General features: G+C 66.3%; 2 protein-coding genes. Both read left to right on the forward strand.

What is annotated here, in order from left to right:
* Positions 1-168: 168 nt before the first annotated feature.
* Positions 169-1,284: a glycoside hydrolase family 172 protein gene (locus AC5JLB_RS26970; protein ID WP_495876918.1), complete on the forward strand. Its 1,116-nt coding sequence runs from the start codon at positions 169-171 to the stop codon at positions 1,282-1,284.
* Between the two features lie 11 nt (positions 1,285-1,295).
* On the forward strand, positions 1,296-2,375 hold the full coding sequence (locus AC5JLB_RS26975; protein ID WP_495876919.1) for a Gfo/Idh/MocA family protein: 1,080 nt from the start codon (positions 1,296-1,298) through the stop codon (positions 2,373-2,375).
* Positions 2,376-2,541 lie beyond the last annotated feature (166 nt).

A 2,541-nucleotide genomic window follows, 5' to 3' on the forward strand; every position in this document is an offset into this window, starting at 1 on the left:
TGCGGCTCGGCGGCGCGCCGGTGCAGGCACTTATCCGGGACCGGAGGGTCCTGCGCCCTGGCGATACCGTGGGCCTCTCCATCCAGCCCGGGGGACTGCAGCTCTTCGATGCGGCGACCGGCCTGCGCCTCTGATCCGACAACTCATCGACACTTCAAGGAGTCCAGCGTGACCGCGACGTTCAACGGCTTGGGAGTCAACCTGAGCAACCTCTACCGGCTCTCCGGCGCCCAGACGCGGTCCATCTCGCCCGAGAACTTCACGGGCGAGAAAGGCAAGGGCGGCATGGCCACCGAAGGAACGGGAGCAAGCTGCGCCCGCGGCCTCGGGCAGGGCTGGAAGGTGTCTCCCTCGATCCGCATCGAGCCCGGCGAGGTGCGGACCCTGGCCGCGATCGAGGGATCGGGCGCGATCCAGCAGATCTGGCTCACCACGGCGAACCTGCGCTGGCGCGACCTGATCCTGCGCATCTACTGGGATGGGCAAGAGCACCCTTCGGTCGAATGCCCCATCGGCGACTTCTTCTGCTCGGGCTGGAACCAGTTCGCGCAGGTCACCTCGCTGGCGGTCTGCGTGAACCCGGGGCGTGCTTTCAACTGCTACTGGGAGATGCCGTTCCGGAAGTCGGCCCGCATCACGCTCGAGAACCGCGATCCCGACGACCATGGGATCGTCTACTACCAGATCAACTACGCTTTGACGGAGGTGCCGGAGGACGCCGCCTACTTCCACGCCCAGTTCCGCCGCACGAACCCCCTGCCCTTCAAGCAGGACTACGTGATCCTCGACGGGGTGCGCGGGCGCGGGCACTACGTCGGCACCTACATGGCCTGGGGCGTCAACAACTCCGGCTGGTGGGGCGAGGGCGAGATCAAGTTCTTCATGGATGGCGACACGGACTTCCCGACCATCTGCGGCACCGGGACAGAGGACTACTTCTGCGGCGCCTACAACTTCGACGGCGGCGTCGTGGACGATACCATGGGCAGCCGCTACCGCGAGTTCACCACGCCCTACTCCGGCCTGCCTCAGGTGCTGCGCCCCGACGGCACCTACCGCTCCCAGCAGCGCTTCGGGATGTACCGCTGGCATCTGACCGACCCGATCCGCTTCGAGCAGGACCTGCGCGTGACCATCCAAGCCCTGGGATGGCGGACCGAGAAGACGGATCGCCGCTACCTCCCCCTTCAGGACGATATCGCCTCGGTCGCGTTCTGGTATCAGACCCTCCCGGCGACCCCGTTCCCGCCGCTCCCCGACCGGGACTACCTGGAAGTCATCTGAGGGCCAGGCACATGCAGCCGATACGTGTCGGTGTTGTGGGCTGTGGTGAGGCGGCGCAGGTCCTCCACCTGCCGGCCTTGGCCGAGCTTCCCGGGCTCTTCCGGGTGGTGGCGCTCTGCGACCTCAGCCGAAGCGTCGTCGAGGCCTTGGAGCCGAGATGCCCAGGGGCCGCCCTGTCCTGCGATCCCCGAGAACTCGTCGCTCGGGCCGACGTCGAGGCTGTGCTGGTAGCCAATCCTCATGTCCATCACGCGGAGGTCGCACTGGCCGCCCTGGCCCAAGGCAAGCACGTCCTGGTCGAGAAGCCGCTTTGCGTTTCGTTGGGCGAACTGGACCGTCTCGAGGACCTCGCGCGACGCACGGGCCTAGTCGTGCAGGTCGGGTACATGCGGCGCCACGCCGAGGCCTTTCTTCGGGCGGCTGCCGAGGTCGGGGAACAGAGCTCCGGCATCCGCTTCGCCCGCTTCCACGACATCGTCGGGAAGAACGCCACCATCGTCGCAGACGCGGCGACGGTGGCACGGCCGGATGACTTGCCAAAGGACTTCGCCGAACGAACGGCCGAAGCCGAACGGCTCCGGTATGCCGAAGCCATCGGCTCGGACGACCCCTCGCTGGTCAAGGCCTACGGGCAACTGTTGGGCCTTGTTAGCCATGACATCTCGGCCATGCGCGAGTTGCTGGGTCGCCCTCAGCGGGTGCTCCACGCCTGGCAGCGCCGTGGAGGGGTTTATCTCGGCATCGCCTTCGACTTCGGAGACTTCGTCGCGGAGGTGATATCGGGAGTCGATGAGGTCCCCCGCTACGATACCCACTTCGAGGTCTTCACGGCCGACCGGGTGATCCGCGTCGACTACCCCCCGCCCTATATCCGGCACGTGCCCGCTCGGCTGACACTCACGCGCCCGGCCGGGTCCTCGGGGGTCGAGACAAGCGTCTCTTTCGAGTCCCGGGCCGATCCCTTCACGGCGGAGTGGCAAGCCTTCCACAAGGCCATTCGAACGGGCGCCTCGCCCAAGACCTCCATCGCGGACTCGCGCGAGGATCTCGAACTGTTTGCCGAAATCATGAGTATCCTTCAGGTCTCTTGACGATTTCGCCCGCCCCGAAATGGGTGCAGGAACCCTGGGCGATTCCTGCACCTCCCATGGCAAGACGATTTCCATGGAAGGCGAGGATGAGGACGACCCCGACGATTGGACCTGCTGCCACGCTCGCGAGCGCGAGGCGCAGGTCCAAGGGTGTGCCCAATTCGAT

The sequence above is a fragment of the Myxacorys chilensis genome, from assembly GCF_059505265.1.

What these genes read in the sequence shown, in the direction of transcription:
- AC5JLB_RS26975 (WP_495876919.1), top strand. Translation starts at nt 1,296, where the DNA reads ATGCAGCCGATACGTGTCGGTGTTGTGGGCTGTGGTGAGGCGGCGCAG.